This is a genomic window from Staphylococcus sp. 2S1 (genome assembly GCF_046721335.1).
Lineage (GTDB): Bacteria > Bacillota > Bacilli > Staphylococcales > Staphylococcaceae > Staphylococcus > Staphylococcus equorum_A.
The window spans coordinates 293,962-317,036 of the sequence record NZ_JBEUUJ010000003.1 but is presented as its reverse complement, the minus strand read 5'-3'; the positions used below and the strand labels follow the sequence as shown (position 1 = coordinate 317,036).

Below are 23,075 nucleotides of genomic sequence, written 5' to 3'. Positions count from 1 at the left end.
CATCACCTTATTTTAACAAGTCTTGAAGTACGACAGCTTGGTTATGCGCTTCATCTTTAGCCGCAAATAATAAAATAATATCTTTTTTAGTATTTGCTATGATTTCTTTAAGTTCGTTAAATGTTGCTTGCTGATCGTCATTTTCACGTAATTCTTTTTCATATTTTTCTTTGAAAGCGGCGTACAATTTAGGATCATGATCGAACCATTTTCTTAACTCAGATGTAGGCGCAAGTTCTTTTAACCAATGATCTAAATTTGCATCTTCCTTAGATACACCTCTTGGCCAAACTCGGTCTACAAGTATACGTACACCATCTTTTTGTTCATTATCATAAATTCTTTGAATGTGAATAGTCATACCATTCATCCTTTCTATAAATAAAAACCTCTTATAATACTTAATTACCTATAGTGAATAGAGAAAAACATAGTTATTTTAATTATAGAAGAATGAGAAAGGGTATATAGATACAAAGCGTAGAATAGGAGGGAGTTTAATGACAAATTTCGATAATGTGCAACCACCTCAACAATTCAAATATCGAGATAACGATGTATGTATAAAAAACTATTATGAATTCACATGTGACAATCGTATTTATTTCACTGAAAAATTCCACAAAGATTTAGAGCATCATTTATATAAATTTAACATTGAAATTTTATCTGCAATTGATGATTACGGTCTAGCAATGGATTTTAATGAAGTTGATAAGTTATATAAAAAAGAAATTGCGCCTTATCTAGATGGAAAATTAGTGAATCAAACGTTGCCGGATATGAATACTACTGCTGAAAATATCGCTTTTTGGATTTGGGAACAATTCGATAGTTTATTACCAAAAAATAATAAATTGCAAAAGCTGGAATTTTTTGAAACTGAAACACAAGGTCTTGTCATAACTTCTGAATTAATGGAAAAATAAAAGCTATTATGGAAGAAACTAAAAATCATAAGATACCAATTAAATATATAATGAATAGCCAACAGATTACTTAATCGTTATCTGTTGGCTTTTTATTTGCTGTTTTACCAGACTTATTTTAAAAAATTAAATACAAAAGTAATATTCTGAAAATTAAGATAATATGATATATTAGTAATTATTACAACTTAGGAGGAACTGCTATGATGAAAATCAGTCCGAAACAATTTATAAATAATGTATTATCAGGTGTAGCAATAGCGATTGTTGCAGGTCTGATTCCAAATGCAATTTTAGGTGAACTATTTAAATTTCTTTCACCAACGCATCCAATATTCGAAACCATGTTACAAGTAGTAGAAAGTATACAATTTACAGTACCACTTCTTGTAGGAGCATTGATTGCAATGCGCTTCAATCTAACGCCGTTAGCTACAGCAGTAGTTGCAAGTTCGGCATTTGTTGGTAGTGGCGTTGCACAATTCAATGATGGTGTATGGACGCTTGTAGGCGTTGGGGATTTAATCAATACAATGATTACTGCGGCAATTGCAGTGTTTTTTATATTAATAGTAGGAGAACGTTTTGGTAGTTTAACGCTAATTATTTTACCAACAATTGTTGGAGGCTTGGTCGCATTTATAGGCGTACTCATACTGCCATACGTACAAATGATTACTACAGGTATAGGTAATCTGGTAAATTCATTTACAGAATTACAACCTATATTAATGTCTATGCTTATTGCACTTGCATTCAGTTTCATAATTATTTCACCGATATCCACCGTTGCTACAGCCCTAGCAATAGGTATAAGTGGTTTAGCAGCTGGTTCTGCTTCGCTTGGTATCGTAGCGTGTGAAGGTGCACTTGTTGCGGGAACAATGAAAATGAATAGACCAGGCGTGCCGATCACAATTTTTCTAGGCGGCGTTAAAATGATGATACCGAATATGGTAAGACATCCTATTATTTTATTACCGATTTTTACAAATGCACTTATCACAGGATTTGTAGGTGGACTTATTGGTATAGAAGGTACAAAAGAATCTGCCGGATTTGGTATTATCGGACTTGTAGGACCCATTAGTGCCTTTAAATTTATGGAAGACTCGATATTAATGAATTTATTACTTGTATTTATCACATTCTTTGTAGTTCCATTTATTATGGGGTATTTAATTAATCTTTTCTATATGAAGGTATTAAAACTATATGATAGTAATATTTATAAATTCTTAGCATAAGAGGTTATATATTTTGAATATGAAGCGAGTAATGATTTGTAATAAACTAACATACAAATTAATTTTTTAAAAATGTATTTAGATAATCTAAAAGGCCACATAACAGTGGTCTTTTTTTATATTTCGACAAAATTAATTGCAAGTTTCGCCCCAAATTATAAATTTTATGTCGAATTTTAATTTTACAGTTTGATAACAGTAGATGGATTTGTAATATTTCAGACTATATGAAAAATTCGTAAGAAAATTGATATAAAGCGCAATATAATAACATTTAGAGGTATATGAAAAGTATATTTTATTTGTTTAGAGCGTAACAAAACAAAACGATTATATTTCAATGTTACAAAGAGAAGCTTTATCTGTAACGTTTTGTTATCTTAGTGTAATATAATTGACCGAAATTTATGGTATATTATTTGTGGCGAAAAAATAATACATAAAAATTAATTGCTTGAAGCACATAGGATAATTTAATTAACGAAAATATAATTTTACTTAAAAAGATTTAAATGGAGGATTTTTTAATTATGAAGAAGACAATTTTAGCATCATCATTAGCAGTAGCATTAGGTGTAACAGGATACGCAAGCAACAGCAGACAACAATCAAGCTCACGCTTCAGAAGAAAACATCGACAAAGCGCATTTAGCTGAATTAGCACAAAGTGGTGCTGCAGAATTAAATGAAAAGCCATTACACGCAGGTGCATACAACTATGATTTCGTATTAGGTGGTTATGAATATACATTCACTTCAGATGGTCAATCATGGTCATGGGAATATGATGTAGCAGGTGCTCAAACTGCATCTTCTAACGTTTCTACAAATACAACTCAAGACGTTAGCGCGCAAGCAACTACTAACTCGAACGAAAAATCAACAAGCGAAGTAAGTACGCAACAACAATCAAGTAATGTTGACGTAAAACCAGTTGCAGCTCCTAAAGCTTCAACTACTACAAAAGTTGAAACTACACAAACAAGTACAACTACTAAAACTTACGAAGCTGCTAAAACTTCAGCTGTCGCAACAGGTGGATCAGTTAAAGCTCAATTCTTAGCTGCTGGTGGTACAGAAGCTATGTGGAATACTATCGTATTACCTGAATCAAGCGGTAACCCAAATGCTGTTAACCCAGCTGGTTACAGTGGTTTAGGTCAAACTAAAGAATCATGGGGTACTGGTTCAGTATCTACTCAAACTAAAGGTATGTTAAATTACGCTAAAGAACGTTACGGTTCAATTGATGCGGCATTAGCATTCCGTTCATCACACGGTTGGTGGTAGGATTTATATCGCTAAATCATAAAATTTAGTGATGTAAATCAAGAGAGTGACTCACAAGAGTCGCTCTTTTTTTATATACTTTAAAGTTTATTGACAAGAGCGAATATTCTGATAAAATTAAAGCTAATTAAATAAACGAAAACTTATCCAGAGAAGTTGAGGGATTTGGCCCTATGAGACTTCAGCGAGCAGACTTATGTCGTAAGTACTGTGCTACTTCCAACAAGTGACATGACTTGATAGATAGGTGACATGTGAAAACTATATGCCACTTCATTGGGTATATAGTTTTTTTATATAGGAGGACTTTTTAATGTCAATTTCAGATATATTAGCACAAATTCCCGATAGCTACTTTGGTAAAACGATGGGGCAAAAGGTTGAACATGGGCCTTTACCATTAATCAATATGGCAGTCGGTATCCCTGATGGCGAAACGCCAAAAGGTATTATTGATTGTTTCGCCGATGCGATACGTCTTCCTGAGAATCAGAAGTATGTAGCATTTCATGGTAAAGATAGCTTGAAACAAGCAATTGTAGATTTTTATGAAAGACAGTATCAAGTAGAATTAGATAAAGAAGAAGAGGTTTGTATTTTATATGGAACGAAGAATGGTTTAGTAGCACTCCCAACATGTATTGTTAATCCGGGAGAAAATGTATTACTACCAGATCCTGGTTATACGGATTATTTGGCAGGTGTGATGTTGGCTGATGCGCAGACCTGAGCGACTGGTGCTTAAAGCGCCGTATTATTTACCTGAATGGGATAAAGTAGATAAAGATGTGTTAGCTAATACACGTCTAGTTTATTTAACATATCCTAATAATCCAACGGGTTCAGTAGCTACAAAGGCTGTATTTGATGAAGCTGTCGCAAAATTTAAAAATACAAAAACTAAAATTGTTCATGATTTTGCATATAGTGCATTTGGTTTTGATGGTAAGAACCCAAGTTTGCTTCAATCTGAAGGTGCGAAAGATTTAGGCGTAGAAATTTTTTCACTATCTAAAGGTTACAACATGTCAGGATTCAGAGTGGGTTTTGCAGTAGGGAATAAAGACATGATTCAATCATTGAAGAAATATCAATCGCATACACACGCTGGTATGTTCGGTGCGTTACAAGATGCGGCTACTTACGCGCTGAATCATTATGATGATTTTTTAGAAGAACAAAACGAAACATTTAAAAGACGTAGAAACCAATTTGAAGCAAAACTCAAAGCAGTAGATATACCTTTTGAACCGATGAAGGGCGGTATTTTCTTATGGTTGAAAACACCATCTGAATACGATGGCGAAGCGTTTGTTGAATATTTATTACAAGAACAATCTATACTTGTTGCACCTGGCATACCTTTTGGTGAACATGGGCGTAACTATGTACGTATTTCATTGGCACTTGATGATCAAGCATTGATGGAAGCAAGCAGAACGTATTCAATCGCTTAAATATCTTTATCAATAATAAAATAGGAGTGAATTTAGATGACAAGAATCAAACTTTTGGCGTGCGTGAAGAAGATATTCCTTACATAGAAGCATGGGCAACAACAAACAAAGTAGAAGTGGATTTAGATAAAGATTTACTTACTTTAGATACAGTAGATCGTGTAGAAGGATTTGATGGTTTATCTTTATCACAGCAAATTTCATTAGATGAAGCAGTATACAAAAAATTACATGATTTTGGTATTAAACAAATTGCGCAACGAAGTGCAGGTTTTGATAGCTATGATTTAGATTTAGCTCAAAAATATAATTTGATTATTTCAAATGTACCTTCATATTCACCACATTCAATTGCAGAATATACAGTGTCTCAAGCACTTAACTTAATTCGTAATTATAATGATATTCAACAAAAAACAGCATCTTATGATTTCAGATGGCAACCTGCGATATTATCACGTTCTATCAGAGATTTAAAAGTCGCTGTAATCGGCACAGGACGTATTGGTTCTATTGTAGGTAAAATTTTTGCTCAAGGGTTTGACGCTGAAGTTGTGGCATATGATATTGAACCGAATGAGCAATGCGAAACATATTTAACTTATAAAGATAGTGTGACTGAAGCTGTAAAAGATGCAGACATTGTCACTGTACATATTCCAGCGAGTAAAGAAAATGATTATTTATTTGATGAAGATTTATTTAATACGTTTAAGAAGGGGGCTGTATTTATCAACTGTGCACGTGGCACGATTGTAAAGACAAGTGCACTTATAGCGACCTTGGATAATGGAACGTTAAAAGGTGCGGCGCTTGATACATATGAGGGAGAGAAAGGATTGTTCCCTAGTGATCAAAGAGGCACAGAACTTAAAGATGATATTTTAACTCAATTAATTGAACGACAAGATGTTATAGTGTCTCCTCATATTGCATTTTATACAGATGCGGCAGTCGAAAATTTAATTGTGGATGCACTAGATGCAACACTAGAAGTATTGAACACGGGTGATACAGGACTGCGTGTCAATACTTTATAAAGTGGTTTTAACATAATATTAAAAGTAATATAAGTAATAAAAAAAGTGGGCGCATCAAAGATGAGGCGTCCACTATATTTGTGTACTATTCATTTATTTTACATCATAACCTTGGTCTTCGATTGCTTCTTTCATATGAGACATTTCGACTTTGCTGTCATCATAATCTACTTTAACATTATTTTCTTCAAGGCTAACATCTGCTGTGTTAACACCATCAAGGTTAGTAAGTGCTGACTCTACTGCTTGTTTACAGTGATCACAACTCATGCCTTCTACTTTAATTGTTTCTGCAGTCATACAAATCACCTCCTTAAAATAATGAATGTCTTTATTATGATTATTTTAAAATTGAATTATAATTTCATGCGTTTAAGTCGCAATGCATTAGTGACGACACTCACAGAGCTTAACGCCATTGCGAGCACCGGCGACCCATGGTGCGAGTAACCCTAATGCCGCAATCGGTATACCGCCTACATTGTAACCAAATGCCCAAAATAAGTTTTGACGAATATTGCGTATCGTTGCTTTACTGGCTTTCATGGCTTTTGGAATTAATAATAAGTCTCCACCAAGAATTGTAACGTCAGCAGCTTCTATGGCAACTTCTGTACCTGTACCAATTGCAATACCAATGTCTGCTTGTACAAGTGCTCGGTGCATCATTGACACCATCACCAACCATGGCTACTGTCTTGCCTTGATCTTGTAGCGCTACAATTTTTGAGGCTTTTTCTTCAGGTAGTACGTCGGCAATTACTGTATCGATGCCTACCTGTTTTGCAATGGCTTGTGCAGTACGTTCGTTATCTCCGGTGAGCATCACGACTTTAATATTTAAATCATGAAGTTGTTGAATTGCTTCACTTGTTGAAGTTTTAACAGTGTCTGCAACAGCGATTGTTCCTTTTAATTCGCTATCTATGGCAATCATCATTGCTGTTTTTCCATCTTGTTCAAAACGTGATAATTGTGTTTCTACACTGTTTATTGCAATATCTTGTTCTATCATGAATTTGCGATTACCAACGCGTAATGATTTACCATCAATCGTTGCTTTTATACCGTGACCTGGTATTGCTTCGAAATGCGCTACTTCTAAAAATGGTATATAGTTCTTTTTAGCGTAATTCACAATAGATTCCGCTAAAGGATGTTCAGAACCTTTTTCTGCACTTGCGAGTAGTTGTAACACGTCATCATCACCATCGAAATCAGTGACTACGGGTTTACCATTTGTAATTGTACCTGTCTTATCTAATACAACAGTATTGACTTGGTGTGTACGTTCAATATGCTCGCCACCTTTAAAAAGAATACCATTCTCCGCAGCTTTTCCAGTACCTACCATAATAGAAGTAGGTGTAGCTAACCCAAGTGCACAAGGGCAGGCGATTACGAGCACTGCGATGGCGACAACTAAGGCAGGTTCGAATTGTCCTGTTTGTACGAGTGTAATCCATATAATAAATGTGAGTAAAGCAATGCCAACTACAATTGGCACAAAATAGCCAGAAATAATGTCAGCAAGGCGTTGAATAGGTGCTTTAGATCCTTGTGCTTCTTCCACAACTTTAATAATCGAAGCGAGCGCTGTATCTTTCCCAACTTTAGTTGATTCTACTGTAATAGAACCATTTTTATTCATTGTGGAACCGATGACATTATCATTTTGAATTTTCTCAATGGGTATGGATTCACCAGTTAACATAGATTCATCTATAGAAGTGGTTCCTTTAATGACTTTACCGTCTACAGGTATTTTCTCACCAGGTTTAATGACAAGGTAATCACCTTGTACAACCTCACTTAATGGAATCATTAGTTCTTCTTGATTACGTAACACACGTGCTTCTTTTGCTTGAAGGTTGAGCAATTCACTTAAAGCGTTTGTAGTTTGTGTTTTTGCGCGCGTTTCTAAATATTTTCCGAAGAGAATCAATGTAATTAGCACTGCACTCGTTTCAAAATATAGATGTGGTGTATAATTCGCAAAGCTTAACCATTTAATCATTTCATATAAACTATAGAAGTATGCGGCACTTGTACCTAAGGCGACAAGCACATCCATGTTGGCAGAGCCATTGCGTAAATTTTTATAGGCACCTACGTAAAATTGCCAACCGATAATAAATTGGATGGGTGTAGCTAATGCAAATTGAAACCATGGGTTCATAAAAATATGCGGAATTTGCATACCAAAAAGATGCACGAACATTGTAAGCAATAAGGGTGCTCGCTAAAATTGCTGAAATAATAAGTTTAGTACGTTTGTGTTGTAACTCTTGTTCTTTTTGCGAACTTTTTTCACTGGCGACTTGTTTCGGTTTTGCATCATAACCTATTTTTTGAATTTTTTTAATCAAATCATCAATAGAAGTCATTTCTGGATTATAAGCAATCGTTGCATTTTCAGTAGTTAAATTGACATTAGCATGTGCAACGCCAGTGTCGCGGTTTAATACTTTTTCAATTCTATTCGAACATGCGGCACAAGTCATGCCGATAACATCGAGTTCCGCTTTTTCGGTTAAGACACCATAACCTGTTTTTTCAATGGAATGCGTAAGATCTTCTATGGTTGTTGATTCAGGATTATAAGCAACCGTTGCTTTTTCAGTTGTAACGTTCACAGTGGCATCTACATCATTTATTTTATTTAAGTTTTTCTCTATACGATTTGCACATGCTGCACAAGTCATACCAGTGATACCTAAAGTCGTTTTTTTCTTTTCGGTCATGAAGACTACCTCCTTTCATATATATATAATTAAATATTAGTGACAGAGTCGTTTGTTAAATTGCTATATTTTTAATATACCCCCGCTAGGTATAAATGTCAATTTTTGTGTTTAAAAAAAGAGATTGAAATAAGGGCTTAGTTTTAAAAACTTACCGATATTTCAATCTCATAGATTCATATTTTATAAAAGATGTTGTTTGTTTACTTTGCTTAATTCTGAAACAATTTTACGACTGTCTTTGTTGAGGTGTTGTACATAAATTGTATTTTTTTCTTATGATAGTTTTCTATTAAAGTATCAATCGCATTCACTGCGGAATCATCCCATAAGTGAGCTTGACTAAAATCTAAGTAAATTATTTTATTACGTAATTCTAAATCAAGTTGATTCATCATAGAATCTATAGAGACAAAGAAAATCTGTCCTTTGATTTTGTAGTGAATAGTTTCATCGACTTCTTCATAATCTACAGTAACATTTGAAATTTTTGTAGCAAAACAAAGGGCACTTACAATGACACCAACGATAACACCTAAGGCAAGGTTACTCGTGAATAGCACAATAGCTACAGTAAGTACCATGACTAATGCATCAGTGCGTGGTGCTTTTTTCATAAATTGGAATGAATGCCAATCAAACGTCCCTACGGATACCATAATCATGATACCGGCTAATATAGGCATAGGAATTTGAACGACCCAATCACCAAATACGATAATTAAAACAATCAAAAATACACCAGCTGTAAAAGTAGAAAGACGCGTTGTTGCACCAGAGCGAACATTAATTACGGATTGACCAATCATAGCACAGCCACCCATTGCACCAAAGAATCCTGTAATGAAGTTGGCAATACCTTGTCCACGTGATTCTCTATTTTTACTACTATACGTATCAGTTGCTTGGTCTACGATACGTGCAGTTAATAAACTTTCCACAAGTCCAACAATTGCCATAGATAACGAATAAGGCAAAATAATTTGTAATGTTTCTAAGTTAAATGGCACATCAGGAATGAAAAATTGTGGCAATGAACGTGTGATTTGTCCTAAATCACCAACAGTTTCGACTTTTGCGCCAGTTGCTAAGTAAACAATAGTAAGCAAAACAATTGCGATAAGTGGCGCGGGAATTTTTTTGAATACTCGTGGCAATAAGTAAATAATGAGTAGTGTAGCAATAACAAATAAATATGTAGGTATCGATATACCAAATATATGTTTAATCTGTGTCATAAAAATAAGAATCGCTAAAGCATTAACGAAGCCAATCATGACAGAGTTTGGGATGAACTTCATTAAACGACCAACTTTTAATACACCAAAAATAATTTGTATAATACCCATTAATATTGTTGCCGCCAGTAAATATTGAACGCCATGGTCCTTTACTAATGGCACAATGACTAAGGCAACAGACCCTGTAGCTGCTGAAATCATTGCTGGTCTACCGCCAACAAAAGAAATAACAACTGCTATAATAAATGAAGAATATAGACCGACCATAGGATCTACGCCGGCAATGATAGAGAATGAGAGGGCTTCAGGAATGAGCGCAAGCGCCACAAGGATACCAGCTAGGATATTGGTGCCCGGAGCAGTGAGCCATTCTCGTTTAAGTTTATTTAACATCTTCTTGTACTCCTTATTTAAAATTCAATTAGACTATTATATCATATGACAGAAGTGTAGATTTAAAAAATTAGAATCAAAACAATTTCATATAAGTGACAAAGTTGTCATTTTAAAATAGCTTTTTGTTAGTTATAACAAACGAAAAGAAAAAATAATTAGCTATGATAGTTATATAGAGAAAAAGATGACAAGGAGTGAATAAACATGTCGATATTAAAAGTAGAAGGACTAACAAAAAAGTACGGTAACAGACATCAGCAACAAGAAGTGTTAAAAGGGATAGATTTTTCAATTGAAAAAGGTGAATTTGTTACCATAATGGGGCCTTCAGGCTCTGGTAAAACAACACTTTTAAACGTCCTAAGTTCTATTGATTATATAACGAGTGGCACAGTTGAAATTAATGGCAATAAAATAAATAACATGAGCAACAAAGCGTTAGCAGATTTTCGTAAAAAAGAGATAGGTTTTATTTTCCAAAATTATAGTGTCTTACACACATTAACAGTAAAAGAAAATATCATGCTTCCTTTATCAATTCAAAAAATGTCTAAAGCAGAAAAAGAAAATAATTATAATGAAGTAACAAAAGCGCTAGGTATTCATGAACTGGGTCATAAATATCCGAATGAAATTTCTGGAGGACAGCAACAGCGTACTGCAGCAACACGTGCCTCGGTACATAAACCTGCTATTATTTTTGCTGATGAGCCTACAGGCGCATTAGATTCAAAAAGCGCACAAGATCTTCTCAATAGACTTGAAGATTTGAATGAAAGCATAGATGCAACGATTGTAATGGTCACACATGATCCAGTGGCAGCAAGCTATTCTAATCGTGTCATTATGTTGAAAGATGGTAGTGTTCATTCTGAAATATACCAAGGTGATGACTCGAATCAAGCATTTTACAAAAATATCATTCATATGCAAACTGCCTTGGGTGGTGTAGCGAATGAGTTTTAATCAAATCGTAATTAAGAACTTCAGACAAAATATACGGCATTATGCGATGTATATATTTTCGTTGATTGTCAGTATCGTATTATATTTTAGTTTCGTTACATTAAAGTATACAGAGAGTATAAACAATGTAAATTCAATGTCTATTATTAGAAAAGGGTCTGAAGTAGGATCATATTTCTTATTTGCGATTATACTTATATTTTTAATGTACGCAAATCAATTATTTATAAAACGACGGACACGCGAATTTGCTTTATATCAATTGATAGGTTTAACACGAAGAAATATTATGCGCATATTATTAATTGAACAGGCCGCAATGTTTTTAATAACAGGATTGATGGGCATCATTATTGGTGTCTTTGGTTCGAAGATTCTCTTAATGATTGTACTCAAGGTATTAACTATAGACACGAGTGTATCATTAACGTTCCAATTACCTGCTGTTATACAAACCATTTTATTAATTATCGTGTCTTTCCTATTGATTATGGCACAAAGTTTCATTTTTTTACGTAAGCGCAGTATATTATCAATGATGAATGATAGTACAAAATCTGAAGCAACTCAATCTAAGATGACAGTTATTGAAGTTATCTCGGGTATCTTAGGCATAGCCATGATTGTTTTTGGTTACTACATGTCTACTGAACTGTTTGGCAAATTCGCAGAGCAATTAATGTTCGCACCATTCGCCATTCTGTTTTTAACTATTGTAGGTGCATACCTGTTCTTTAGAAGTTCAGTGTCGTTGATTTTTAAAACAGTAAAACGTTCAAAAAGTGGTAACGTGTCTATAACAGATGTTGTATTTACGTCTTCAATTATGCACAGAATGAAGAAAAATGCATTGTCACTCACAATAATAGCGACGATATCTGCTGTTACTGTAACCGTGCTGTGTTTTGGTGCAATCAGTAAGTCAACGATTGACGATACAGTGAAACAATCCTCACCACAAGATTTCAATTTTCTAAAAAATAAACAAGCACAACAATTTGAAGATGAATTAAAACAAAAGGATATAGGTTATAACAAAGTATATAAAGAAGTTACTCAATTAAAAGTAACTAAAGAGAATTTTTATGATTACAGTAGTAATTTTGGTGAAACTGATAAAATGTTTATAACAAGTAATAAATATTTTAATGATAAAGGTATTACGGATCATAAAGCTAAAATGATAAATATGGCTTCATCTGCGGGTATAATGAAATTCAATTTAAATACAAAAATTCAATTTGACACTAAACCAGCGCAAACATTTAAAGTAATTGATGCTAAAAAAGAAGTGGATTTTAAAAATGATGTCAGCTTTGCTTCACCTGTATTACTCATAAGTGAACAGCAATATAATCAATTAAAACCACAGGGCGAGGAAACACGTGCGCAATTTGGTTATGATTTGAAGAATCAAAATAATTGGAAAGAAGCTAATAAAATTGCTTATTCGGTTCATTCTGATATCTATCCTCAAAAATTAGTACGTCAAGAATTGAATGACTCTGCAGGTATTTTATTATTTGTCACATCATTCTTAGGATTAGCATTTTTAGTTGCATCAGGTTGTATCATCTATATTAAACAGATGGATGAAACAGAAGATGAGATACCGAGTTTTCGTATATTACGCAAAATTGGATATACGCATAGTGATATGCTCAAAGGGTTAGGACTTAAAGTAATGTTTAATTTTGGACTCCCACTTGTTGTGTCATTATTACATGCATATTTTGCGGCTAAAGCATTTATGTTGATCCTCAGTACTACAAATATGTTACCTGTCTATATTGTTATGGGTGCATATTCAATCGTTTATTGCATATTTGCAGTTATGTCATTTATCCATTCAAGTAGAATCGTTAAACATTCTATCTAAATCCGAATAATAAAATTAATAATTTAAAAGTTTAGTCAACACACTATAACGGAGCAGTTATAGTGTGTTGTTAGTGCATTCGTTTTATATTGTTCAAAACTAATTAAAAATTCAAAATGTTTGTATATGTTCTGAAGTGGTATCTAGCAAGTAATAGGCGTAAAAAATGGAGGTATTACAAATGAACTTAACTGAATTTCATAAACAAATTAAAGGTTATACGCAAGATAGACAGCCAGGAATTGAAAAAGATATGAATCCACAGCCACTTTCAGAAATGAAAGATTACAAGAGTGGTGGTAAATTGAAAGGAAAAGTTGCTTTGATTACCGGTGGAGATTCAGGTATTGGACGCTCAGTGGCAACACTATATGCTAAAGAGGGCGCAGACGTTGCGATTGGATATTATGATGAACATGAAGATGCTGAAGCGGTAGTACATCGTTTGGAAGCTTTAGGTGTAAAAGCAAAAGCCTATGCACATGATTTGAAAGATGTAACATCATCACAAAACTTAATTGAAAAAGTCGTGAATGACTTTGGTGGATTGAATATATTAGTTAATAATGGTGGTGTTCAATTTCCAAAAGACAATTTTGAAGATATCACACCGGAACAGGTAAAAGAAACATTTGAAACAAATATTTTTGGAATGATGTTTTTATCTCAAGCCGCAGTGCCACATTTAAGTGATGGTGACGCGATTGTTAATACTACAAGTGTGACAGCTTATAGAGGTTCGGGGCATCTTATAGATTACTCAGCAACAAAAGGCGCGATTGTTGCATTCACACGCTCGTTGGCAACTACGTTGATTGAAAAAGGCATTCGTGTCAATGCAGTGGCACCTGGCCCGATTTATACACCATTAATTCCAGCAACATTCACAGAAGACAAAGTTGAAGATCAAGGTTCTGACACACCAATGGGACGTAGAGGGCAACCAGCTGAACTGGCACCATCTTATGTATTTTTAGCAACATACGCAGATAGTTCGTATATTACTGGGCAAGTCATACACGTCAATGGTGGAGATTATATGACGTCATAAATTTATAGATGAGGATTAAGAGAAGTCAAACAGCGAGACTCCTATTGAAAAGGGGTCTCGCTGTTTTTGTTTTCCTTAAAATGTATCGAGATTGCTGAATAACGAATCTTTTAAAGCTTCCATGTTTACGACAACATTGCACTTTTTAGCAACATCAATGTCATGTGTTGCTATTATGATAATTTTATTGTCATTTAAACATGCTAATAACTTATCTAGAATTTTTTCTCCATTTATTCTATCTAATGATCCTGTTGGTTCATCGGCTAGTATAATATTAGGATTTTTTAATAACAATCTAATTAAAGCGATGCGTTGTTGTTCTCCACCGCTTAATGTTGATATTTTTCGCTTTAAATCAACATTTACATTTAATTCCTTTAATAATATATTTTTACGTTTTCGTTTTTCTGCTTTCGAATGTTTTTGGAAGGCTAGTCCAATATCTAAATTGTCATCAACTGATAAATTATCTATTAATCCATAGTTTTGAAATAGATAACCTAATTGCGTTTTATAGAAATGGTTATCAGCAATTAATTTTTTGCCATTAAGATATATATGACCTGAATCTATTTTTTCAAATCCGAGCAATACTATTTAATAATGTGGATTTACCGGATCCGCTATACCCCATTAAGGCATATGACTTACCATTTTTAAATGAGTAATTTAAATCTTTAAATATAGTATTTTCTTCTTTTGTAATTGTTAATCCTTGTATTTTTATCATTATCATCACCTAATATTTTTGGGGAGCGCTTGTTTCTCAATATAGTGTATTTCTTTCACGTATGTCCCTTTATGAATGATTTCTACAAACTTTTTACTTGGATCATAACCACCGAATGTTAATTTATAGTTCAATTTTTCCCCATTCTTGGAATACGCTGTGACATCGTTATATTGCTGTGTGTGTTGTTTAACTATGGCATACGATTTTTCTTCTTGTAGAAAAGGGTTAAATCTATCAAAGTTATCATTTGTTAGGAATGTAGTAACAGTAAGTATTATGATAATAATAATAACGATAGTTAATTTTTTACTCATTATTCTAACTCCTTTAAATTGATTAGGTTATTTTTTTCTAACTTATTTATATATATACTTTGTATTAATATTTGAATAATTATAATAAAGATAAATAAAAGGAGGATTGTGCTGTTATTCATAACTGCTATAGATATAACACCAACTAAAATGACTAAACCATTACTCAATAGTAAGTATTCACTATGATTTTTAATCAAATTGAAACCATGTATTTTTCTTATCATTAAAAATTTCATGTTTTTTTCAAAGTATTGTTGGATATCAAAAATTATTGTTAATACCAGTGTGATAAAAGATAAAAGTATTGAAATAGATATAATAAGCATTTTTATGTTAAGTGCTTTAAAATCCTTTAATACGATGTCTTTGTAATTTGTAATGCCACTTACAACATCTTCTAATCCATATTCCTTCAAATGTTTATTGGTATTTTTAAAATCTTTAAACAAGTAACTACCTTGTGTGACTGATGAATAATAAAAGTTATCTCCTAGGTCTGTTGCATCTATTAATACAACTAGAGGGTTTTTACTAAAATTATTTTTTAAACTAGATCTGGTATCAAAAGTAAATATTTCAAAGTTATCATTTGTTTGTTTCATGTTAATTTCTTTATTTCGATTATTATCCTGTTGGAAGTTAATCCAATCTTTGAAATCTTTTTTAATTTCTTTTTTAAAGTTATGCGCTTTAGTTGGTAATAATAAGTCAATTGTATTTTTAGAATTGGAAAGCTCCAATCGTTTATTAAATGCACTATTATAGAAATCTACGAAATTGCTATTTAAAAAAACAACATTACCATTTTCGGGAGTGTAATTCGTAGGGTGGGGATGATATAAATTATTGTGTCTAATAAGTAATGATTCATGTTTTGCTTCAGTATTTGAGATTAATTTATGAAATTTTTTGGATATATCACTTTCTTCTGAATGAGTGTACTTAAGTGGTGCAACTTCAATGACGTAATAATCATCTAACTTTGTCCAGTACTTTTCAGTTTCTTTAATCTTTTTCAATTCATGATATGAACTTAAATTTTGTACTAACAAAATTGCTAATACAATTAGAATAATTATCTTGAACGATACAGTTATCATTCGTAATAATGTATAGGGTTTTTTGCCTTTGATAATTAGTGGTATATCTGTCTTTATAAATAGTGTATAAGAGCAAAGTGAAATTAAAAAAAGTACGCTGAATAAAATGATTATGCCTAAGAAAACACGTACTATAAAAGTAAAAGTATTGTCTAAAATGTCCAATGCTAGTGATAAAATTAGTATAGAAATTAAAAAGAAACTTAATAAGAAAGTGTAGTATAAACATTTCTTACGTATATCTTCAGATATTATTTTTGAAATTGAATAACCATGTAATTTTTTAATACCATATTCTTTGAATTTTATATTGGCTATTTGTAAAAAATAAAAAATATAAAGTATTAATATTGAAACCATAGGGAATAGCAGTCCCTTATCATTTATGACAGATAAAAATAAGACGAATTTATTTAAACTAAGTATTTCTGAATCTACGCCTTTTTCCTGTAGTAGCTGTTTAATATTGTGGGGATCAAATGAAGCGCCCATTACAAAATAATTCCCTCGGACATCTTTACTAAGAAGGGTGTCATAGTTGATATATTTATACTTAATATGATTTTGGAATTTTGGTTTTTCTTCATTAAATGAGTATATATATTTGTATGTGTCTTGATTCGTATTTAAGATAGATTTATAGATTGTTATATTTTCCTTTTGGGAAATGGATTCAATTGTTTTATAAATTTCTTGCTTATTGTGACTATAATTCCAAGCAGAAATGTTTAATATGGTATGACTACCAGGTAATAATTCTTCCTCTTCTCTTAATGTGAATATCAGGACTAATATAGTAATGATACAAAGCGTTATAATATCTAAGGTCAATTTTATTATTTTCATACAGTACCTCATCAATTAAGGAAATGAATGCAATTTGTATTCATTTCCTTGCTATTATTAGTAAACGTTGTAATATGTTCTATTTACGAAGAATGATTTTGGAGCAGATGCTCTAGCTTGGATACCAGCTCTCGTTTTTCCACTATAGGATTTATATTTACCCACTGCTGTAGAGCCATGTGCTTTATAATTATTACTGTAATATGACCAAACATATTTGCTTCCTACTCCATAATTCCAAATTCCACCTTGTGCATAGATAGTTGTCGCATTTGCTATTGTTCCAGAGCCTAATACTATTGCTAAATACAATAAAATACTTATAATAGTCTTTTTCATTTATATAGCCTCCTGTTGTATAAATTAATATTATTATATAATTATAATCGAAATATGTCATTATGCTTTTTTTACACTTACCCCTTAAAAATTTATATTTTCCCACAAAAAAAGCGCATCTCCTTTAAATATTAGGAGATGCGCTTAATTTATTTGTATGAAGGTTGTCTTGGCTAATCTATTTGTTGAAATTTATGTTAATAAGGTACAACAATTACACTATCGATACGAAATTGGGACAAGATTGACACCCGACATATCAGATAACGTTTGTTCTGTAATTATCTAGAAGAAAGTTGATAAACTTTAAAAGAAATCAGAAGGGATAAGATCATCTAATTGTAAGTGCTTTAATGAATCGAAATTCACACTTTCTATACTTTGAAGCAATTCACCATTTTTAGCTTGGTTATAATAATTAACTACTTCTGCTTGTACGTCATGGTCTTGGAATGTTTTAACTACGCCTAATATCAGTAATACTGCGATGGCCCCTTTAATGATTGTCTTCATAATAAATGACTCCTTCTATAAGTTTATATACTTATTCTATACCGTTTTGTACTTTGTGACATGCGTCCCTAGTATCGAAATTATATCATACCTTAGATGTATCACGACGTTACAAACTATTAAGTAACGTCTATTTATAATTTATAAACCGAATACAATAGGTAACCAGAAATATACGAATAGCGAGATGATAACAATTGCACACATGTTTAAAATAAATCCAGCTTTAACCATGTCTTGCATTTCTAATTCATCAGAACTAAATACAGCAACATTTGGTGGTGTTGAAATTGGCAACATAAATGCGCAGGTTGAGGATACTGCGACAATTCCCATAATAATAAATGGGTCTTGGCTAATTGTTGCGGCTAAACCAATACTGATTGGCATTAACATATTAGAAACAGCTGTATTAGACATCACTTCTGTTAAGAATAAAATAGCTGTCGTCAATACGATAACAACAAGAATTAATGGTAAAGGTTCGACGAAACCTAACATACCACCAAACCATTTTGTCAGTCCTGAATCTTCAAATGCAGCAGCTAAGGATAAGCCACCACCGAACAATAACAATATCCCCCATGGTAGTTTACTCATGTCATTCCATACGAGTAACGCGCCATTAGATGACTTAGCGGGAATAAGGAAGAGTAACACAGCACCTAACATTGCTATAACTGTGTCTGATAAGTTTAAGGAAGCAGGCAAGAGACCGCCACCAATCCACAAGATACTAACGAAAAGGAAAACAATACCTGTTAATTTTTCCTCTAAACTCATCGGACCTAAATCATGTAAAGCTTTCTTTGCAAAATCTGAAGATATTTTATCGGAGTCTTCAATTTTAAATAACCATTTTGTCATTAATAAGTATAAAATGATTAACAATATAATTGTTAATGGTAAGGCGAATAACATCCATTGCGCAAAGGACACTTCTCTATTTAAAGTAGAGGAAGCGATGGCTGCGAAAACTGCATTTGGTACTGAACCAATAAGCGTTGCTAAGCCGCCGATAGATGCAGAATAAGCGACAGTTAATAATAATGCTTTCCCGAATTTGTGCGCTGATTCTGGTTTGAGGAATTGTGCATCTTTAATTTCTTTTATTAATGCTAAAGCAATTGGCAACATCATGAGTGCAGTTGCCGCATTGGAAATCCACATTGAAATAAATGCAGTTGCAATCATTGTACCTAAAATAATACGATTACTATTTGAACCCATCAAAGAAATGATGGTCATAGCAATTCGTTTATGTAAATTCCATTTTTCAATTGCCAGTGCGATAATAAAGCCGCCCATATACATAAATACGATTGGATCAGCATAAGCACTCGCGACTACTTGTTCATTTGTACCACCACTCAAAGGTAGTAATATCAGTGGAATGAGTGATGTAGCAGGTATGGGAATTGCTTCTGTAATCCACCATGTAGCCACAAAAAGTGTGACTGCAAGAACAGCACGTGGTTCATCCGCTAAACCTGTAATACTAGGTATAAAATAAAAAATGATGAAAAGTGATGGTCCTAAGATTAAACCAATTTTTTCTTTCATATGCAAAAATCCCCCCTTGTTATTGTCTACAGTTGCAAGAATATCAATTTAAAAAGAGCAAAACAATGTATTTTTTCAGAAAATTATAAAAATTAATGAAAAATGCTGTTAAAATGTATTTAATATCTTAAAATAAAAATTTATTTCAAGGGGGAAGTTCATGGTATTAGGTGCACTTATAGCTAAAGATGACACGTGGACGTTATGGGCTATTATTATAGTTTGGGCAACAGTTAGTTTATTCCTAGAACAGCGATACAAGTGGGCAAGTACAATTTCAGGAGCAATTATAGCACTGGTGGGGGCAATGCTCTTATCAAACTTTAAAGTGATACCAACGAGTTCACCAGTGTATGACACGGTAAGGGATTTTATCGTGCCACTTTCTATTCCATTATTATTATTCAGTTCAAATATTTTAAAGATATGGAAAGAAAGTAGACGATTATTATTCATTTTCATGATTGCTTCAGTAGGGACAATGATAGGTACAGTGGTCGCATTTCTTACTTTAAATCAATGGATACCTTATCTTTCTAAAATAGGTGCCATGATGACTGGAAGTTACATTGGTGGTGGCGTGAATTTTGCAGCTTTGAGTTCTAAATTTCAAACACCTGGAGACATGGTTTCTTCGACAGTAGTTGCTGATAACAGTGTTATGGCACTGTATTTCATATTACTTATAGCCCTTCCATCAATGCCTTGGATAAAAAAACATTTTACTACTAATTATAAAACTGAAACGACACCTGAGACACATCAGTCATTTTGGCAACCGAAAAAAATTCAATTATTAGATATTGCATTTTCAATGGCAAGTGCGATTGCGCTTGTGGCAGTTAGTTTCAAAATAGCAGAATTGATACAACTATGGGTACCTAAAAGTAATCTCATATTAACAATTATTGTATCTTTCTTTGGTGATTCATATTTATTATTAACAACATTGACATTAATCGTTGTTGCTATCTGGGGAGATTTCTTTGAGAAGTTAGCAGGTGCATCAGAAATCGGCACTTTCCTTATTTATATATTCTTTGTAGTCATTGGTACACCGGCTTCATTTGCTACAATTATTACAACTGCACCATTGTTGTTTGTTTTTGTCATTATTATTTTGATTTTCAATTTAGGTTTAAGTCTTATTTTAGGTAAGCTCTTTAAATTTAAAATTGAAGAAATATTGTTAGCAAGTAATGCAACTGCGGGAGGACCTACTACTGCAGCAGCATTAGCTATTGGAAAAGGCTGGTCTGGTTTAGTGGGACCGATACTTATTATTGGTACATTGGGTTATGTAATAGGTAATTATGCTCGGAACAATAATGTATCAATTACTTATCCAACTGGGATAAATTGTAAAAGGTGCTAGAATACGTAGGTGTATTTGACGAAATTTAGTGAGGGAGGGGTAAATGTATGAGTGAAAAAGAAAAGATGTTAGCAGGTGAATGGTATGACGCTAACTTTGATGAAGCTTTGGATGTTGAAAGAAATAAAGCGAAAGATCTTTGCTTTGAATTAAACCACACAAAGCCGAGCAATTCAGAAAAACGCAATGCAATTTTAACTGACTTACTCAATGATAAGCCAGATAATTTAGAAATATTAAGTCCATTTCAAGTAGATTATGGCTATAATGTTTTTTTAGGAAATAACGTATTTGTAAATCATGATTGTTATTTTATGGATGGCGGAAAGATTTTCATTGGAAATCATGTCTTTATAGGTCCTAAATGCGGACTTTACACGGCTGTCCATCCTCTTCAATATCAACAAAGAAATTCAGGATTAGAGCAAGCATTGCCAATTACTATTGGAAATCATGTGTGGCTAGAGGCCAATGTTGTAGTTTTACCAGGTGTTACGATTGGTGATGGAGCAGTCATTGGGGCAGATAGTCTTGTGGCTAAGGATATTCCAGAAAATGTAGTAGCAGTCGGGTCACCGACTAAACCTATCAGTAAAATAGATAATTAATAGATAAAAAGCGATGATAGCATTCATTACGTAATGGATGTTACCATCGCTTTTTTCTTGTACATAGTGTAAATAATCATGAAATATAAAAATAATCTACAATAGTCATTATCATTAAATCGTGTAATATTAAAAAACAAATTAAAATAATGTAGAAAAATATTCCGCGGGGCTTAAATTTAAAATAATAAAATTGTTCGGAATATAATAGTGAAATGTGTTAAGATATAAAAATGTGAGTGAAAAGGTAAGTAGTATAATTGTAGATTAATATATAAGATAGATGAATCTGATTTTTAGAAAGGAATCGATAAATCCGCTTATAGTTAGAATTGAAACAATTATTTCCACACAAAACATAACTACTTCAAGAAAAGGAAAGAGGCATTTCAAAGATGGATATATTAATTGGAACTTTGTTTTTAGTTGTAGTATTAGCGTTATTTACACTGTTTACATATCGAGCACCTATGGGTATGCGTGCAATGGGTGCTTTAGCAAATGCCGCAATAGCAACATTCTTAGTTGAGGCATTTCATAAATACGTAGGTGGCGACCTATTAGGTATTAAATTTTTAGGTGAACTTGGCGATCTTGCTGGAGGTCTTGGCGGTGTAGCTGCAGCTGGACTTGTAGCATTAGCTATCGGTGTTTCACCTGTATATGCTTTAGTTATAGTCGCGTCATGTGGAGGGCTAGATTTAATACCTGGTTTCGTAGCTGGGTATGTTGTTGGTTATCTAATGAAATATGCGGAAAGAAAAGTACCAGATGGTATAGATTTGATTGTAGGTATTTTAATTATTGCGCCATTAGCAAGATTAGTTGCGACGGGTATTACCCCATTAGTAAATAATTCATTGTTAAAAATAGGTGACATCATTCAAAGTTCTACAGAAATCAACCCAATTATTATGGGAATTATTCTTGGTGGTGTTATTACAGTAGTAGGAACAGCACCGTTAAGTTCTATGGCTTTAACGGCATTACTTGGTCTGACTGGTATGCCAATGGCAATTGTCGCTATGGTTTCTTTCTCATCATCATTTATTAACGGCACAATGTTTAATAAATTGAAATTAGGTGATCGTAAATCAAGAATTGCTGTTTGTATTGAACCGCTATCTCAAGCAGATATTGTATCGGCGAATCCCGTTCCAATATATACTGCGAATTTTATAGGTGGTGCATTGGCAGGTGCGGTTATCGCTTCTTCTGGAATGATAAATGATGCAACTGGTACGGCAACACCACTAGCTGGTTTCTTAGTCATGTTTGGATTTAATGATCCATTGAAAATTTTCATTTATGGCTCAATTATCGCTGTTATTGGTCTAATTGTAGGCTATGTATGTTCTAAAATTTTCAAAAATTATCCAATTGTAACGCAAGAGGATATAGAATCCCGTTAAAACATACGCTGTAATGCGTTGAACTA

Annotated in this window: 15 protein-coding genes, 6 pseudogenes and 1 riboswitch; of the genes and pseudogenes, 11 read left to right on the top strand and 10 right to left on the bottom strand. The window is 33.1% G+C overall.

Annotation, left to right across the window (positions count from 1 at the left end; translation table 11 throughout):
• Positions 1-7 precede the first annotated feature (7 nt).
• Positions 8-361 (bottom strand): DUF488 domain-containing protein, encoded by a 354-nt coding sequence (locus ABLV90_RS01825; RefSeq protein ID WP_460872015.1) that lies wholly within the window; start codon positions 359-361, stop codon positions 8-10.
• Positions 362-500: 139 nt separating this feature from the next.
• Between ABLV90_RS01825 and ABLV90_RS01820 the strand changes: the two genes are divergently transcribed.
• From ABLV90_RS01820 to ABLV90_RS01800, 5 genes and pseudogenes are all read left to right on the top strand, one after another.
• Positions 501-929 (top strand): 6-pyruvoyl trahydropterin synthase family protein, encoded by a 429-nt coding sequence (locus tag ABLV90_RS01820; protein ID WP_427706288.1) that lies wholly within the window; start codon positions 501-503, stop codon positions 927-929.
• A gap of 203 nt (positions 930-1,132) precedes the next feature.
• A complete protein-coding gene (locus tag ABLV90_RS01815) occupies positions 1,133-2,176 on the top strand; it encodes a PTS transporter subunit IIC (protein ID WP_460872014.1) in 1,044 nt (347 codons plus the stop codon).
• Between the two features lie 530 nt (positions 2,177-2,706).
• Positions 2,707-3,466, top strand: a pseudogene (locus tag ABLV90_RS01810) (transglycosylase).
• A gap of 140 nt (positions 3,467-3,606) precedes the next feature.
• Positions 3,607-3,716, top strand: a riboswitch (SAM riboswitch).
• 63 nt (positions 3,717-3,779) lie between these two features.
• Positions 3,780-4,939 (top strand): annotated as a pseudogene (locus tag ABLV90_RS01805) (aminotransferase class I/II-fold pyridoxal phosphate-dependent enzyme).
• Positions 4,940-4,949: 10 nt separating this feature from the next.
• Entirely contained in the window at positions 4,950-5,963 is a 1,014-nt protein-coding gene (locus ABLV90_RS01800) for a D-lactate dehydrogenase (protein WP_460872013.1), read from the top strand.
• Positions 5,964-6,056: 93 nt separating this feature from the next.
• Here the strand turns inward: ABLV90_RS01800 and copZ are convergent, their stop codons facing one another.
• From copZ to ABLV90_RS01785, 3 genes and pseudogenes are all read right to left on the bottom strand, one after another.
• Positions 6,057-6,263 (bottom strand): copper chaperone CopZ, encoded by a 207-nt coding sequence (gene copZ, locus ABLV90_RS01795; RefSeq protein WP_069818151.1) that lies wholly within the window; start codon positions 6,261-6,263, stop codon positions 6,057-6,059.
• Between the two features lie 56 nt (positions 6,264-6,319).
• Positions 6,320-8,707, bottom strand: a pseudogene (locus tag ABLV90_RS01790) (heavy metal translocating P-type ATPase).
• A 183-nt stretch (positions 8,708-8,890) separates the two neighbouring features.
• Positions 8,891-10,341: pseudogene (locus tag ABLV90_RS01785) on the bottom strand (SulP family inorganic anion transporter).
• Positions 10,342-10,548: 207 nt separating this feature from the next.
• On the opposite strand from ABLV90_RS01785, the gene ABLV90_RS01780 reads away from it, so the two are divergent.
• The 3 genes from ABLV90_RS01780 to ABLV90_RS01770 all read left to right on the top strand — a co-directional run bounded on the left by ABLV90_RS01780 (position 10,549) and on the right by ABLV90_RS01770 (position 14,240).
• On the top strand, positions 10,549-11,310 hold the full coding sequence (locus ABLV90_RS01780; RefSeq protein ID WP_460872012.1) for an ABC transporter ATP-binding protein: 762 nt from the start codon (positions 10,549-10,551) through the stop codon (positions 11,308-11,310).
• On the top strand, positions 11,300-13,189 hold the full coding sequence (locus ABLV90_RS01775; RefSeq protein WP_427708106.1) for an FtsX-like permease family protein: 1,890 nt from the start codon (positions 11,300-11,302) through the stop codon (positions 13,187-13,189). Before ABLV90_RS01780 ends, ABLV90_RS01775 begins: the two co-directional genes overlap by 11 nt.
• A 181-nt stretch (positions 13,190-13,370) precedes the next feature.
• Entirely contained in the window at positions 13,371-14,240 is an 870-nt protein-coding gene (locus ABLV90_RS01770) for an SDR family oxidoreductase (protein ID WP_427708104.1), read from the top strand.
• Between the two features lie 75 nt (positions 14,241-14,315).
• On the opposite strand, the pseudogene ABLV90_RS01765 reads toward ABLV90_RS01770, so the two are convergent.
• The 6 genes and pseudogenes from ABLV90_RS01765 to ABLV90_RS01740 form a co-directional block, all read right to left on the bottom strand.
• Positions 14,316-14,973 (bottom strand): annotated as a pseudogene (locus ABLV90_RS01765) (ATP-binding cassette domain-containing protein).
• A 5-nt stretch (positions 14,974-14,978) separates the two neighbouring features.
• Complete coding sequence (locus ABLV90_RS01760) at positions 14,979-15,290, bottom strand: YxeA family protein (RefSeq protein ID WP_427706307.1); 312 nt, start codon at positions 15,288-15,290, stop codon at positions 14,979-14,981.
• Positions 15,290-17,239 (bottom strand): DUF1430 domain-containing protein, encoded by a 1,950-nt coding sequence (locus tag ABLV90_RS01755; RefSeq protein WP_427708102.1) that lies wholly within the window; start codon positions 17,237-17,239, stop codon positions 15,290-15,292. Before ABLV90_RS01755 ends, ABLV90_RS01760 begins: the two co-directional genes overlap by 1 nt.
• Before the next feature lie 57 nt (positions 17,240-17,296).
• A complete protein-coding gene (locus ABLV90_RS01750) occupies positions 17,297-17,578 on the bottom strand; it encodes a lactococcin 972 family bacteriocin (protein ID WP_460872011.1) in 282 nt (93 codons plus the stop codon).
• A gap of 306 nt (positions 17,579-17,884) precedes the next feature.
• Positions 17,885-18,091 carry a hypothetical protein gene (locus ABLV90_RS01745; RefSeq protein WP_069818160.1) on the bottom strand — a complete coding sequence of 69 codons (207 nt, stop codon included), beginning with the start codon at positions 18,089-18,091 and terminating at the stop codon, positions 17,885-17,887.
• Positions 18,092-18,232: 141 nt separating this feature from the next.
• A complete protein-coding gene (locus ABLV90_RS01740; protein ID WP_460872010.1) occupies positions 18,233-19,654 on the bottom strand; it encodes an SLC13 family permease in 1,422 nt (473 codons plus the stop codon).
• Between the two features lie 160 nt (positions 19,655-19,814).
• Between ABLV90_RS01740 and ABLV90_RS01735 the strand changes: the two are divergent.
• From ABLV90_RS01735 to ABLV90_RS01725, 3 genes and pseudogenes are all read left to right on the top strand, one after another.
• A pseudogene (locus ABLV90_RS01735) lies at positions 19,815-21,012 on the top strand (DUF819 domain-containing protein).
• A gap of 64 nt (positions 21,013-21,076) precedes the next feature.
• Entirely contained in the window at positions 21,077-21,637 is a 561-nt protein-coding gene (locus tag ABLV90_RS01730) for a sugar O-acetyltransferase (protein ID WP_460872009.1), read from the top strand.
• 395 nt (positions 21,638-22,032) lie between these two features.
• On the top strand, positions 22,033-23,049 hold the full coding sequence (locus tag ABLV90_RS01725; protein ID WP_460872008.1) for a PTS sugar transporter subunit IIC: 1,017 nt from the start codon (positions 22,033-22,035) through the stop codon (positions 23,047-23,049).
• Positions 23,050-23,075 lie beyond the last annotated feature (26 nt).